At 64.6% G+C, this 12,806-nt stretch carries 12 protein-coding genes; 4 read left to right on the plus strand and 8 right to left on the minus strand.

The genetic code is table 11. From position 1 onward, the window contains the following. Window positions 1-105 precede the first annotated feature (105 nt). The 3 genes from M1P90_RS13895 to M1P90_RS13905 all read right to left on the minus strand — a co-directional run bounded on the left by M1P90_RS13895 (window position 106) and on the right by M1P90_RS13905 (window position 4,269). Window positions 106-1,038 carry a hypothetical protein gene (locus M1P90_RS13895; protein WP_483703251.1) on the minus strand — a complete coding sequence of 311 codons (933 nt, stop codon included), beginning with the start codon at window positions 1,036-1,038 and terminating at the stop codon, window positions 106-108. Beyond that, window positions 1,028-2,875, minus strand: a complete 1,848-nt coding sequence (locus M1P90_RS13900) for an adenylate/guanylate cyclase domain-containing protein (RefSeq protein WP_483703252.1) — start codon at window positions 2,873-2,875, stop codon at window positions 1,028-1,030. Before M1P90_RS13900 ends, M1P90_RS13895 begins: the two co-directional genes overlap by 11 nt. A 338-nt stretch (window positions 2,876-3,213) precedes the next feature. Next, window positions 3,214-4,269 (minus strand): saccharopine dehydrogenase family protein, encoded by a 1,056-nt coding sequence (locus M1P90_RS13905; protein WP_483703253.1) that lies wholly within the window; start codon window positions 4,267-4,269, stop codon window positions 3,214-3,216. Between the two features lie 276 nt (window positions 4,270-4,545). On the opposite strand from M1P90_RS13905, the gene M1P90_RS13910 reads away from it, so the two are divergent. Then, window positions 4,546-5,646 (plus strand): M29 family metallopeptidase, encoded by a 1,101-nt coding sequence (locus M1P90_RS13910; protein ID WP_483703254.1) that lies wholly within the window; start codon window positions 4,546-4,548, stop codon window positions 5,644-5,646. 105 nt (window positions 5,647-5,751) lie between these two features. Here M1P90_RS13910 and M1P90_RS13915 read toward each other — a convergent pair whose 3' ends face one another. The 4 genes from M1P90_RS13915 to M1P90_RS13930 all read right to left on the minus strand — a co-directional run bounded on the left by M1P90_RS13915 (window position 5,752) and on the right by M1P90_RS13930 (window position 8,917). Then, window positions 5,752-6,603: a YecA family protein gene (locus tag M1P90_RS13915; protein ID WP_483703255.1), complete on the minus strand. Its 852-nt coding sequence runs from the start codon at window positions 6,601-6,603 to the stop codon at window positions 5,752-5,754. Window positions 6,604-6,729: 126 nt separating this feature from the next. Continuing rightward, entirely contained in the window at window positions 6,730-7,938 is a 1,209-nt protein-coding gene (locus tag M1P90_RS13920; RefSeq protein WP_483703256.1) for a sensor histidine kinase, read from the minus strand. Window positions 7,939-7,993: 55 nt separating this feature from the next. Continuing rightward, the gene (locus M1P90_RS13925; RefSeq protein ID WP_483703257.1) at window positions 7,994-8,782 is read right to left on the minus strand and encodes a DUF5317 family protein; all 789 of its coding nucleotides are present in this window, start codon (window positions 8,780-8,782) and stop codon (window positions 7,994-7,996) included. Between the two features lie 9 nt (window positions 8,783-8,791). After that, window positions 8,792-8,917, minus strand: coding sequence for a hypothetical protein (locus M1P90_RS13930; RefSeq protein ID WP_483703258.1), 126 nt, complete (start codon window positions 8,915-8,917; stop codon window positions 8,792-8,794). 165 nt (window positions 8,918-9,082) lie between these two features. Between M1P90_RS13930 and M1P90_RS13935 the strand changes: the two genes are divergently transcribed. The 3 genes from M1P90_RS13935 to M1P90_RS13945 all read left to right on the plus strand — a co-directional run bounded on the left by M1P90_RS13935 (window position 9,083) and on the right by M1P90_RS13945 (window position 11,798). Beyond that, entirely contained in the window at window positions 9,083-10,636 is a 1,554-nt protein-coding gene (locus M1P90_RS13935) for a hydroxymethylglutaryl-CoA reductase (RefSeq protein ID WP_483703259.1), read from the plus strand. 452 nt (window positions 10,637-11,088) lie between these two features. Then, the gene (locus tag M1P90_RS13940; protein ID WP_483703260.1) at window positions 11,089-11,376 is read left to right on the plus strand and encodes a YciI-like protein; all 288 of its coding nucleotides are present in this window, start codon (window positions 11,089-11,091) and stop codon (window positions 11,374-11,376) included. A 2-nt stretch (window positions 11,377-11,378) separates the two neighbouring features. Beyond that, complete coding sequence (locus M1P90_RS13945; protein WP_483703261.1) at window positions 11,379-11,798, plus strand: DUF1294 domain-containing protein; 420 nt, start codon at window positions 11,379-11,381, stop codon at window positions 11,796-11,798. Between the two features lie 64 nt (window positions 11,799-11,862). Here the strand turns inward: M1P90_RS13945 and M1P90_RS13950 are convergent, their stop codons facing one another. Continuing rightward, a complete protein-coding gene (locus M1P90_RS13950) occupies window positions 11,863-12,801 on the minus strand; it encodes a fructosamine kinase family protein (RefSeq protein ID WP_483703262.1) in 939 nt (312 codons plus the stop codon). Window positions 12,802-12,806 lie beyond the last annotated feature (5 nt).

Consider the following 12,806-nt stretch of genomic DNA (forward strand, 5'->3'; position numbering starts at 1 on the left):
CCAGATTGAAGCAAAACTGGCTTTAGCTTCCTGGAAGCTGAGTACAAGGAAACTTAGTTGACAGAGTACTCAGTGTGCTCGGTGGTTCAATCCTGCACAATTTCTTTACGGCTCGGGCACAATCGGGTCGGAAGCGCCGCTGCTGGTCGTGGGGGTTGGCGCAGTGCTATTCTGCCCGCTGTCGGGCGGCGGCGTGATCTGACTGGGCGGGTCGGGCGCGGCGGTCGGCAGGTCGGTTGGCACCGCGCTGGGAATGTCGGTCGGCGTCGCGGTCGGGATGTCCGTCGGCGTCGCAGTTGGGATGTCCGTCGGCGTCGCAGTCGGGATGTCTGTCGGCGTCGCAGTCGGGATGTCCGTCGGCGTCGCAGTCGGGATGTCTGTCGGCGTGCTGGTGGGCAGGGCCGTTGGCGGCGCGGTGGGCAGGGCCGTTGGCGGCGCGGTGGGCAGGGTGGTTGGGCGCGCCGTGCTGATTGGCCGGGCTGTAGCGGTGGGCTGCGGCAGGCGCGTGCTTGTCGGCAGCGGCGTATTGTACACCGGCACCGATGTGCTGTAGCCTGGCACCGACGTGCGCGGCGGGCGCGAGCTTGACGATGTTGGGCGGCCAGGTTCGACCGCTAATACTGGCGGGATACTGGTTGCGCTCGGCACCGGGCTGCTGGTCGTGCCCGGCAGCACCGCGCCAATTGTTGGCGTGGCGGTTGGGCGCCGCGCCAGCGAAAGCGTTGGCGTATTTGCTGCCGGCGAGGGCGTTTCGGTGGGGTCAGTCAGCAGCATGCCCAGCAGGGGTGCCTGCGCCTGCTCGGCCACCAGGTCGCGCACTGTATCGCTGATCACATCGCTGCTCACCGGCGCGATCTGTGCCACGCGCACTACCAATGGGTCGGCGCTGTAGTCGGCGCTCACCCGCAGGGCATAGTCGTCGATCAGGAAGACGTGGGTTTCAAAGGCCTGCCCAATCACAATCAGGCCGCACACCAGCGCCACCGCCAGCATCATCAGCCACACGATTGGGTTGAACCAGTTCGCCTCAGGCCGCATCTGCGACCTCCCCAACCGTGCGGGCGCGATCGATCGACACAATTTTGCCTTCTGGCAGTTCGGGCAGCGCCGGCACTGGGGCCACGGCAATCGCCGCTTCGTCGTCGATCGAGAACACTTTCACGCGCACGCTTTTGCCTTTTAATCGGCGGAAACCCTGGCTTGTCACATTCAGCCAGTCGCCGCCGCCAAGCGCGCTGTAGGTAGCCTGGCTGATCAGAATATCGGTGCCAAGTTTGCGATTCAGCGTCTGGATGCGCGCGCTCAGGTTCACGGCGTCGCCGATCACGGTGTATTCCATACGCTGGGGCGTGCCAATCAGGCCGGCCATCACCGGCCCAGTGTTTACGCCAATGCCGGCCAGCAGCAGCGGCAGCTGCTCGGCGGCGCGGCGCTCGTTGAGCGTGCGCAGCCCGTCGCGCATTTCCATGGCAGCGCGCACCGCCGCCTCGGCGCTCGATTGCGAGGCTTCGCTTTCTGTCAGGCCAAACAGCACCAGTGTCGAGTCTCCACCGAATTTATTGACAATTCCACCATGGCGCTCGGCAGCATCGACAACGATCCGGAAGTATTCGTTCAAGCCCTGAATGACCACCGCCGGGTCTTCCTTCTCGGACATCACAGTGAAATCGCGCAGGTCGGTGAACAGAATTGTCAGCTCTTTTGTTTCGCCACGCAAGTCGAGCGGGTGGCTCAGCACCAGCCGCGCCACGGTGGGGCTCACAAAGCGGCCAAACACGTCGTGCATGCGCTCGCGCTCGCGCAGGCCATCGATCATGGTGTTGAAGGAATAGGTCAGCGCGCCAATTTCGTCGCGCGTCGTCACCGGCAGGTCGTGGTCGAGGTTGCCCGCCGCCACGCCTTCGGCGGCGCGCGCCAGCGCGGTGATTGGGCGGGTGATGCGCTGCGAAAGCAGAATGCCGAGCAGGAAGGTGGCCAGCAGGCCCAGGCCGAAGATCGGCAGCAGGCTCGTCTGCGACTGCTCGAACTGGTCGCTCTGGCCGGCGGTGGAGATCGCCACGCCAATAAAGTAGGGTTGCGTCGCGCCGCGCAGCATAAGTGGCGCAACCACTTCGCCATAGTCGCGGCTGCCCAGCGCGAGTGTGCGATACTGCGGGCGGCCGTTGCGCGCTGCCTCTTCCAGTGTTCGCGGTTCCTGCGCGCCCAGCGACGTAGCGAGCGGCTGGCCGTCGTTGCCATACAGCGTCACATCGGCCAGCGTCGCGCTGCGCCAGCGCTCCATCAGGGTGGCCATGCTGACGCCCACCATCAGCGCGCCCACCTGGGTATTGCCGTCGTACACAGGCGCAACGGTATACAGCACCATTGCGTGCGGTTCGCCCACCAGCGCCACGAATTTATCGCCGCGGGCATCGAACTGCTTGTGCAGCACTGCCGCCACGCCCGGCTGGTCGGCAATCGCCGGGTCGACATCGAATTCCTGCACGCCCGAACCCTGGCTGAGCACACCAATCGCCGGCTTGCCATCCGAGCGCAGCAGCACGATCCGCTCAATGCGCTGGCTGATGGCAAACGGCTCCAGCAGCGATTCCAGCGTCGCGGCGTTGCCCACGCGCAGCGACTGAGCCAGGCCGCTCAGGCGCGCCAGAGTGCGGGCGTTGTCAATTTGTTCACGTTCAGTCTGCACCGCGCTATCGCTGACACGCACGCGCGCATCGGCGATCTGGCGGCTGAAATCGGCCGTCACTTTATTCGCCTGCCCCTGCGCCACAATATAAATCGTCGCAAGGGCAAGCACCATCGCCAGCGCCACATAGGGCAGCGTGAGCTTGAAGCTCAGGCGTGGCGTGAAGATTCGACGTTGTGGGACAACCATACCAACTCCGCTCCGATGTGTGCCAATGGTGCCCGGCGATCGACCAAATTGTGTGCTGCGACGTTGTGACGTAAGTGTAATCCTGAAGGCATAGCGCGGCAATCGCTTCTGATTACTAGCTGGTTACATGCTCCTCATTTAAGATGACAAAGATATGAAATTGAGGCCCGTTTCAGGCAACGCTTTCGACATTGCGCGGGTCGGGCGCAGCGTGGTACGACATGGCGTCGTGTGTGCGCATCGGCAGCAGCACGATGTTAGGCAGTCGGCAGTAATGATGGCGACTGCCGACTGCCGACTGCCAACCACAACCAGCAACGACCTTCCTGAATGCTGTACTAGAAGGCCATGTCGCTGCGCAGCACGCCCGGGAACTGAAGGATGAAATCGGCGCCGTATGCGCAGGCCGGCGTTTGGAAGCCGGGCGGCGCATCGCCGGCAAGCGCGCGCCGGGCGATTGCCAGCGCCGTGTGGGCAGTGAGCGTATAGGCTTCGGGCGTGCGCAGGCGGGCAGCGCGGCGTGTGCCAGCCGCGTCCGTCACTTCGCCCCACAGCAGGCACTCCCCGCCCGCGCGCGCCGCATCGCTTGGGCCGCGCGGGGCCAGCCGCACGGCGCGGCGCAGCAGGCTGCGGGCGGCGCGGCTGGCGAACAGTGGGCGCAGCGGTGCAGTGAGTGCCATCAGCCGCTCTGCCGCCGGGCCAAGCGCCGCATAGACCTCGATATTCGGGATGCCAGTGCTGCGAAACGCCGTCGCAAGGTCGCCCCAGGCGATTGAGGTGGCAGCCACCGGCCCGTTGCCAAAATCGAAGCTGCGGGCGCGCGGCGCGGGCAGGTTCACCAGCCGGCCTTTTTCGCGCGCCATGACTGGCTGCGGCAGGCTTTCGATGGCGGTGCTGGCGGTGCCCCACGAAACCCCGCCCGACGCCTGAAACGCCAGCGTCAGGTGCTGCGCGCCGGGCAGTTGCTCGGCAAGGTAGCGCGCCAGGCAGTCCGACGGCACAACATCAAAGCCCACGCCCGGCATCATCATAATCCCGGCGGCGCGCGCCTGGACATCGCGCCCGGCCAGCGCCTCGAACACCGCCACCTCGCCCGTGATGTCGAGGTAGTGCGCCCGTGCGCGCAGGCAGGCCTCGGCCATGGGGCGGGCGGTTTCGGCAAATGGGCCGGCGCAGTGCAGCACCACCGCCACATCGCGCACAGCTTCGTCGAGCGCGGCCGCATCGCCAAGCGGCGCCACGCGAAACGGGCAGCCAAGCTGCGCCGCCAGCTGCGCCAGCGCGGGCGCATTGCGGCCAGCCAGCACCGGGCGCAAACCCTGCTCGGCCGCCAGCCGCGCAATCAGCGTGCCGGTGTACCCATTTGCGCCATAGATCAGCAGTGTTTCACTCACGCCATGTCCTTCTTTCAGCCACACAATTGTGCCACATAGATGCGAACGCTGCACCGTGCGGCATCTTGCAAAGATTGAACAAAATGTAATATATCGCCCGCTTAGATTGCAAATCTCTCCATTGACGCATCATGCAACTAGCACTATACTACCTCGTATCGCCGAGGGTTATCCACGCCGAAACACCAGGGCCGTGTGCTCTGGTGTCGCTTGTTTTTACCGGGTTCTCCGGTGTTTTGGCATTCGTCCGATACGAGAAGGTTGTGAGGATGCGCAATGATCGATTTACCGAAACTTTTCGCTGATGTGTTTGATCCGCAGCCTGGTGAAACCGCATTAGTGCTGGTTGATATGCCGCACGGTCACGTAAACGATACTCCCGACTGGGCCGAACGCCGCGCAATGGCCTCGCGCTGGCATTCGGCCCTCGCAAATTTTGGGCAGCAGCGCGGCTTTCGTGTGCTGCCGCTGGTTTCCTACCCCGCCACAGGCGCGCACAATGCCAGCCTGCCGCCCGAAGGCCTGCTCGAAGGCGCGGCCACCCCGCTTGGCGCACTGGCCGAACAGGCCACGCTGGTGCTGGCGCTCACGCAATTCTCGGCTTCTGCCCCGCTGATTGAATGGACCACGCGCCGGCCAAATTTGCGCGCCGCCTCGATGCCCATGGTCGCGCCGGCCATGGAGGTCACCGCGCTCGCCGCCGACTACGCCGAGATCGCGCGCTCGTGCGCGGCCCTGCAGCAGCGGCTGAAGGGCGCGGCGCTGGCACGCATTACGTTCTCAAATGGCGACCGGCTGCAGCTCGATCTGCGCTTCCGCACGCCACACGTCGACGACGGCCAGCTCCGGCCGGGCAAAGCCGCGCCGCGCCTGGTCAACCTGCCCAGCGGCGAGGCGTATATTGCCTGCTATGAAGGCGAGCACCCCAACCTGCCCAGCCAGTCGCGCGGCGTGCTGCCGATGATCTGGCGCAACGAAATTGTGCGGGTTGAAATCGCGCAGAACCGTGTGGTCGAGGTGCTGGGGCGCAGCGACGCCGCCGCCGACCTGCATCACTTCCTGTCGCTCGACGGGGCGCGGCGCAATGTGGCCGAGCTGGGGCTGGGCTGCAACACGCACGCGCGCGTGTGGGGCAATGTGCTCGAAGACGAAAAGGCCGGGCCGCATATTGCGCTCGGGCGCAGCGACCATATTGGCGGAACGGTTGGCGTCAGCGCCTTCGACGATCCGCGCCACGTCTGGCACCACGATTTTGTGTTTGCCCGCGAAAGTCCGATCTCGGTGCGCAACCTGACGCTGGTTGCCGACGACAATCGCGCCGACCAGCTTGTGTTCGAGGGCGAGTATTTGCTGAACGCGCTTGAGGTGCACGGCTAACGCGCTGGCAGCGCAGGGGTTGGGGGATAGGGCATAGGGATTGGTGATTGCAATGCAAAACAAGGCCCGCGCTCGTGGAGCGCGGGCCTTGTTTTGCATTTGGTGCTATTCGTCTGCTGGGCTGTCTTTTTCGCCCTTGCCAATGCCCAACGACTCGCCCGCCAGCATCAGCGAGGCGCGCGTCTGCGCGATGATGTTTTCGAGCAGCGTGGGGTTGGGCTCCTCGACGGGCAGCTGCATCACAAAGTGGTTCAGCACCTCCGAGCGCTCGCGCAGCAGATCGGCCCAGGTGGCGTTGGGGTGTTCGCGCTGCAACGCTTCGAGGTACAGGCCAGCAAACTCGCGCAGCTTCTCGCGCGTGTCTTCGGTCAGGTGCGCTGCCGCCCCGCCAATGAAGTAGCTTTCGCCGGCGGGCAGCAAATGCGCCACCAGCACTTCATCCACCAGCACGCGCCGCGACGCGGCATGGTCAGTTACTGCGAATGCGCTGCCGTCCACAAGATCGGCAACCGCCATGCCCTGGGCTTTTTGCACACTGGTGACCACATAGGGCCGCAGCCGCACCGGCGCCCAACTGCTCAGCAGTTGCTGCTCTTCGGGCGTCAGGTCGGGGCCACCCTCGGCGGCCAGCCGCTCGACCATGGTTGCGCCACCTTCGGATAGAGGGTAGTCAAACGCGAACCAGGTCAGGAATCGCTCGGCGCCACGGCCTTCGAGATCATCCAGCTCGCTCATCTGCGCCAGGGTGTATTTGCCGTTCCAGAAGCGCTCGTAGGCCGGCACAATCGCGTCGGTTTCTTCCTGCGCCGCGGTGATAATTTTCGGCAGCAGCGTATCCACCGCGCGGCGCATGCGCAGCTCTTCGGCCTGCTTGGCTTCTTCCAGCGGCAGGTGGCAGTGCTTATACTTTTTTCCGCTCCCACACGGGCAGGGATCGTTGCGTCCTATTTTTGGCATGGGGCCTCCGTGTGATTGGATGGTGCACAGCAATCGTGCAGACGGCACATAATAGCACAGAAACAGGCGCATAAATGCCCGGCCAGCCAAGCCAGCCGGGCATTGCGTTCGGTTGCGGGCGGAATATCAGCGCAGCGCCTGCGGCGAGACCGAGGGGAGTGGCCCGCCAATCGCCATTTCCTTCAGCTCGGCCAGCGGCAGCGTCAGGGTGAAGGTTGCGCCTTGCCCCGGCGCGCTGCGCACCGTCAGCGAGCCATCGTAGGTTTCGGCCAGCGCGCGGCTGACGCTCAGGCCCAGGCCCAAACCGCCCTCGCTCAGGCTCGCCAGGGGCTGAAAGATCAGGGCCTGATGCTCGGCGGCGATCCCTGTGCCTGTGTCGGAAACCTCGATCACGCCGCAACCCTGGTCGTTCCAGCCGCGCAGCAAGAGGCGGCCACCACTTGGCATCGCCGCCACCGCGTTGATGATCAGGTTGATCAGCACTTCGCGAATGTCGGTGATATGGGCGCGCACGGGCGGCAGCGGCGCGATTTCGGTATAGATCTCGATGTCGGCGCGGGCATCCCAGAATGGGCGCGTCAGCTCCAGCGCATCGTTCACCAGCGTGGGCAGATCAACGGTATGCACAACCGACGAGACGGCGTCGCTGGCCTTGAGGGCGATCAGCCGCCGCAGCAGCACATTGCCGTCGCGCGCGGCCCGCACGATCGTTTGCAGGTCGCTGCGCATGCGGTGCGGCGATTCGCGCTGGAGCAGCTGGGCGTGACCAACCACGGCAGCCAGCAGGTTGCCGATATCGTGGGCTGTGCCAACCGCCAGCGTTGCGCGCAGCCGCAGCTCTTCGTGCTGATGCATGCGCTGGTCGAGCTTGTTGATCGTGTGGTCGCGCTGCGCCACCGCATCGGCCCAGAACTCGTGCAGCAGGCGCAAACCAATCAGCGCGGCCAGCTGCGCAGCCAGCGCCAGCGCGTCTTCGCCCAACGGTTCGCTGCGGCGCGCAAGCACCAGCCAGCCCAGGTGGCGGCCCGCGGCGTTGAGTGGCTGCATCGCCACTGCGCCATAGCCATGGTCGGCCAGCCAGATCGCAAAGGCATCGGAATTACGGCCCGCATCGGCCAGCGCCGGCTGGGCAGCATCGTCGCTCACCAGCGGCATGCACATGCCATTGTCCCAGTCGCTCACAAGCAGGTCGGCGCGGGTGCGGGGAAACCAGTCGGGCAGTGCGCGGCACAGGATGCTAAAAAAATCCCGGCTCTCGTCGGCGGCGGCAAGCGCCTGCATCGTGCCAGCCAGCTCGGCTGGTGCAGGGAAAGCGTCGGATGGGCTGGGTGTCATAGCTGGGCGTCCATTTCACGCGGCGCGTTGCGTCGTGCATTCGCGCAGTTACCGGTCAGGCAGCACCATCAACGGCATCAGCAAGCCCCGATAAGAACTCGCCCACGGTGCTGGATTGGGACCGAACCGCCTCGAGAGTGGCCTGGTCGCGAGCGTCGAGAACAAATGCGTAGTGAGGGTGCACTGCCCCTATATCGAGCGAGTTGCGCAGCAAACTTTCGGCGACGGCGGGATTCGCGGCTGCCAGCAGCGCCAGCCGCGTGAGCACCGGCCTTGCGCTTTGGCCAGGAATAAGCTGCGCGCACACTTCTGGTTCAAGCGGACGTGTGTTACGCATAGAGTACACCCTTTCCGGCGAATTATCAACTAGAATCCACACAAAAACTCCACAAAGCAGCACGCAATCCCCGGGGCTGAGCACCAGCGCGCTCGTCCCGATCGGCACAACAATCCAATCGGCCAGCCAGCCCAGTGGCGAAGCCAGCACCGCCACGTCTTTCGAGCCAGCCAGCGCCGCGCCGGCCGGCGCATACACGCCCAGCCGCGCCAGCGTGGCAGCATGAATCGGCATTGCGCCGCCATGAAAAGCCATTGGCAGCATGTTCATGGCAATGCCGAGCGCCACTGCTGGCAGGCCCGCAATCGCGCGATTGCAGCAGCACCAGGCCGCCAGCGCCAGCGCCGCAAGCAGAAGCAGGCCGAAGTCCCGAACGTCGGCGAACATCAGCAGCTGCGGCACGACGGCCAGTGCCAGCAGCCAGCTTTGGCGCGGCAAACGCGGCGCCCGCCACCAGGCCAGCGCCGCGCACAGCAGAAAACAAGTTCCAAAAAAGAACGCGAGCATCCTGCGAAACTACTTGCCGCTGAGTGTTACCACGCTGTTGCGCACGCCGGGAGGGCCGTAGGGCGCCATGCCCGCCACCAGCACACCACCCGCAATCAGCGCCGCCGCAATCGCCCGAACCAGTTTGCTTTTCATCTCTGTTCTCCTTTTGTTTGCAGAACTGCCCACACAATAGCGGGCCGCATTGACTCAACGTTGACGGCGGGTTGACTCGCATATGCGCGTGTTGACAGCGCGCCAGCATCCGCGATAATACGGCCACACCAGCAAAGCGGCCGATTGTATCGAGGAGGATTGCGTATGTCGTTTATTCCAAGCATGGTGTTGAAACAGCTTTACACCTTCAGCAGCCTGAAGAATATCGACCAGGGCGTGCAGTTCACGATCAAAAATCGCCTGAGCGACGCCGAGCTGACTGAGCTGCAAGGCATTACGATCGACGGCAAGGCCGTTCCAAGCAATAGCATTCATCTCGACCTGGGCGATGGCACGCTGCTGACGCCCGCGCAGATCAGCGCCGGCAAGCCCATCCCCTTCCCGCTGCGCAAAACGCTCAACGTGCGCGTTGGCATCCCTGCGCTCGAGCTGGGCAAACACAAGATCGGCATTGCCTTCAAGAGCAAGCCGTTTGGCGCGCTGAAATTCGAAGTCGAAGACGCGATTTCGGAAGATACCGGCCACATGGTGCGCATTCCCCGCGATTCGAATGACGACTATGGCGACACGGCGATTCAGGCGCGCCAGCGCTTTGTGGGCGAGTTCACCGGCACGCAGTTCGAGCACATCACCAAATACTCATTCGACCCGCACCTAACACAGGGGAATATCGAGCATTTCACCGGCGTGGCGCAGGTGCCGCTTGGCTTCGCCGGCCCGCTCACCATCCACGGCGAACACGCGCAGGGCGATTTCCTCATCCCGCTCGCCACCACCGAGGGCACGCTGGTGGCCTCCTACAATCGCGGCATCAAGGTGGTGAACCTGAGCGGCGGCGTGAAGGTGACCGTGGTGGCCGACGCGATGCAGCGCGCGCCAGTGTTTGTGTTTGAGGATGCGCGCGCTGGGCGCGATTTCCTGCGCTGGGTCGAAGCGCATATGGACACGATCCGCGAAGAAGCCGAGGGCACATCCAGCGTCGCCAAGCTGCAGAACGTCGACCCCTACCTGGCGAATAAGTTCGTCTACCTGCGCTTCAACTACAGCACTGGCGACGCCGCCGGGCAGAACATGGTTGGGCGCGCAACGTTTGCGGCGTGCAGCTGGATCATCGATCACTACGAAGGCACAATCAAGCACTTCTACTTGGAATCGAACTTCGCGACCGACAAAAAAGCCTCGCAGGTGAATATCATGCGCACGCGCGGCAAGCGCGTGACCGCCGAGGCGATCATCAAGCGCAATGTGCTGGTTGAAAACATGCGCGTCGAGCCGCAAAACCTGGCCTACCACTGGGGCGTGGCAAATATTGGCTCGTTCCTTTCGGGCGCGAACAACAATGGCCTCCATTCGGCCAACGCGATCACGGCGATGTTTATTGCCACCGGCCAGGATGTCGCAAATGTGTCGGAATCGTCGGCTGGCGTGCTCTACACCGAGGTGACGCCCGAAGGCGACCTGTACCTTTCGCTGACCATCCCCTCGCTGATTGTGGCGACTTTTGGCGGCGGCACTGGCCTGCCGACGCAGCGCGAGTGTCTTGCCCTGCTGGGCTGCGTTGGGCGCGGCAAGGTCAACCGCCTGGCCGAGATTGTGGCGGGCGTGGCGCTGGCCGGCGAGATCTCGCTCGCGTCGGCAATTTCGTCCTCGGACTGGGTGTCGAGCCACGAGCAGTACGGGCGCAACCGAAATAAGTAGCGGCGGCGATGACGGACCAACGACGAACGACGGACGGGAAGATTCACCACGGAGGCACGAAGGGTTGTAGGAAGTTTTGAGTGTTGAATGTTGAGTGTTGAGTTTGCAGGTTAGCAGGTTCTGCGGTTTTGCGGTTCTCGCCCTTCGATACGCGCTGTGCGCTACTCAGGACGCGGTTCCGTACTTCTGCGGTTCCGTAGTTCTGCGGCTCTGCGGTTCTCGCCCTTCGATACGCGCTGCGCGCTACTCAGGACGCGGTTCTGCGGTTCTGCGGTTCCGTAGTTCTGCGGTTTTGCGGTTTTCGCCCTTCGATACGCGCTGTGCGCTACTCAGGACGCGGTTCTGCGGTTCCGTAGTTTTGTGGTTCTGCGGTTCACTGCTCCCTGCCGTCTGCATACTGCCGACTGCCGTCTGCCCACTGCTGACTTCTGACTTCTGGAAAGGGGCGCACAATGCACTACTATGCGCTGTTCTACTGGTTTGTGGATGATTACCTGGAGCGGCGGCCGGCTTTCCGCGCCGAGCATTTGGGCATGGCGCAGGCGGCGCTGGCGCGCGGCGAGCTGCTGCTGGCTGGCGCGTTCGACCCCGCCGACGGCGCGCTGCTGCTGTGGCGCACCGAGGGCCGCGCGCCGATCGAGGCGTTTGTGGCGGCCGACCCGTATGTGCGCAACGGGCTGGTGACGCGCTGGGAGATCCGCGCCTGGACGGTGGTGATTGGCAACACGCCGGAGGCGTAACGATGAGCCATCGACGAACGAATGCGCCGCCGCGCAGGCGCAGCACCGCAGCCGGGCGCGGCGCGCTGAAACGTGGGCGGCGCTCACCATACACGAGCTATGCCGTGCTGGGGCTGGCGCTTGCGCTGGTGGGCGGCGGGCTGGTGCTGGTGGCCGGTCTCCCGCCTTACGTAGCCTGGATCGTCGGCTGGAGCATCGCGACCTTTGTGTTTTACGGACTCGACAAGAGCCGGGCGCAAAGTGGCGGCGGGCGCATTCCCGAGCTGGTGCTCCACGGCATGGCGCTGATCGGCGGCTTCCTGGGTGGGTGGGCCGGGCGCGCATTCTTCCGCCACAAAACGCTCCACGGCGCATTCCTGCTGGTGCTGATTCTGAGCACGGTGCTCCACGCGGGCATTGCGCTGTGGCTGTTCCGCGCATAGCACGGCCATTTACCACGAAGGCGCGAAGGCACGAAGATTCAACAAGTCTTCGTGCCTTTCCTTTTCACGAATAGCGCGCCAGTGTGGCATCCACCTGCGCGCCATAGCCCTCGCCAAACAGGTTGAGGTGGTTGAGCAGGTGGTAAAGGTTGTACAGCTTGACGCGACCCTGCCAGCCGGGCGCGAGCGGCCACGCTGCCGCATAGGACTGGTAGAAAGCGGGTGGGAAGCCGCCAAACAGGCGCGTCATCGCCAGGTCGGCTTCGCGGTCACCGTAGTAGGCGGCGGGATCGATCAGCGCGGGCGCGCCGCCCGGCCCGACGATGAAATTGCCGCCCCACAGGTCGCCATGCAGCAGCGCCGGCTGTACGTGCCTGTCGTCGATCCACTCGCCCAGGCGGCTGAGCAGGCGCTCGATCCGGGCGGCGCGCGCGGCGGGCAGCAAGCCATTCCGTGCCGCCAGATCGGCCTGTGGGCGCAGCCGCCGCTCGCTGAAAAATGCGCTCCAGCTCGTTAGCGGGCTGTTGGGCTGGGGTGTCGCGCCGATATAGTTGTCGTGGTCGAGGCCGTAGGTGGGCGCGGTGGCGCGGTGCATGGCCGCCAGCGCCGTGCCCAGGATCTCGCCGGCGCGGGCGCGACTGGCGGCGGGCGGGCCTTCGAGCCATTCGAGCAGGATAAATCCCTCAGAACCGAGAACCGAGAACTGAGAACCGGCTGTTCCTCCATCGGTTCTTGGTTCCTGGTTCTCGGTTCTTGCATCCTGCACGGCCAGCACATCGGGCACGCGCACCGCGCCGGTGCTGGCCAGCAAGCGCAGGCCGCGCGCCTCGGCGCTGAAAAAGCTCGGCAGCCCGCGCCCGCCCACTTTCAGCAGGTAGTGGCCCTGGGCCGTGCGCACGCGCAACGCCTGGCTAATGCTCCCGCCGCCCACGCTGGCGCGCTCGCGGATGGGCGCGCTGTCGCCGGCTTGGGCGAGCGCCGCGCGAATGATCTCGTCGTGCATGGGTG

Source organism: Kouleothrix sp. 19917 (assembly GCF_057073505.1).

Excerpts from the sequence above, each read along its gene's own strand:
- M1P90_RS13945 (WP_483703261.1), top strand. The coding sequence starts at position 11,379 with ATGAGCCATCGACGAACGAATGCGCCGCCGCGCAGGCGCAGCACCGCA.
- M1P90_RS13895 (WP_483703251.1), bottom strand. The coding sequence starts at position 1,038 with ATGCGGCCTGAGGCGAACTGGTTCAACCCAATCGTGTGGCTGATGATG.
- M1P90_RS13900 (WP_483703252.1), bottom strand. The coding sequence starts at position 2,875 with ATGGTTGTCCCACAACGTCGAATCTTCACGCCACGCCTGAGCTTCAAG.
- M1P90_RS13925 (WP_483703257.1), bottom strand. The coding sequence starts at position 8,782 with ATGCTCGCGTTCTTTTTTGGAACTTGTTTTCTGCTGTGCGCGGCGCTG.
- M1P90_RS13940 (WP_483703260.1), top strand. The coding sequence starts at position 11,089 with ATGCACTACTATGCGCTGTTCTACTGGTTTGTGGATGATTACCTGGAG.
- M1P90_RS13935 (WP_483703259.1), top strand. The coding sequence starts at position 9,083 with ATGTCGTTTATTCCAAGCATGGTGTTGAAACAGCTTTACACCTTCAGC.
- M1P90_RS13915 (WP_483703255.1), bottom strand. The coding sequence starts at position 6,603 with ATGCCAAAAATAGGACGCAACGATCCCTGCCCGTGTGGGAGCGGAAAA.
- M1P90_RS13920 (WP_483703256.1), bottom strand. The coding sequence starts at position 7,938 with ATGACACCCAGCCCATCCGACGCTTTCCCTGCACCAGCCGAGCTGGCT.
- M1P90_RS13930 (WP_483703258.1), bottom strand. The coding sequence starts at position 8,917 with ATGAAAAGCAAACTGGTTCGGGCGATTGCGGCGGCGCTGATTGCGGGT.
- M1P90_RS13950 (WP_483703262.1), bottom strand. The coding sequence starts at position 12,801 with ATGCACGACGAGATCATTCGCGCGGCGCTCGCCCAAGCCGGCGACAGC.
- M1P90_RS13910 (WP_483703254.1), top strand. The coding sequence starts at position 4,546 with ATGATCGATTTACCGAAACTTTTCGCTGATGTGTTTGATCCGCAGCCT.